This is a genomic window from uncultured Microscilla sp., assembly GCF_947493425.1.
GTDB lineage: Bacteria > Bacteroidota > Bacteroidia > Cytophagales > Microscillaceae > Microscilla.
In genome coordinates this window covers 1-299 of the sequence record NZ_CANLRP010000592.1, presented here as the reverse complement: position 1 = coordinate 299, position 299 = coordinate 1, and the positions used below count along the sequence as shown (strand labels likewise).

At 47.5% G+C, this 299-nt stretch carries 1 pseudogene; it reads right to left on the bottom strand.

Annotation, left to right across the window (positions count from 1 at the left end):
- Nucleotides 1–206: pseudogene (locus tag Q0954_RS34705) on the bottom strand (group II intron reverse transcriptase/maturase); the annotation flags it as partial.
- Nucleotides 207–299 lie beyond the last annotated feature (93 nt).

The window sequence follows — 299 nt, the reverse complement described above, 5'->3', positions numbered from 1 at the left end:
TCATAATAGGAGCTTAGCACCTGAGCAAAACTTTGTTGAATATAGCGATCCAATACCGTGGGAATCCCGAGATTTCTTGTCCCGCCTTTGGGCTTGGGTATCTCTACCTGTCTTACTGGGCTAGGACGATAGCCACCAGTAGAGAGGGAAGTACTAATCTCAGTCCAATGACTGGACAGATAACTACCCAATGAGTCAGTAGACATCTTATCTATGCCAGCGCTACCGCCATTCTGCACCACACGATGGTAGGCCTTAAGGCGATTCGTTTCCTCCAACACGTTAGACATTGATAGAGG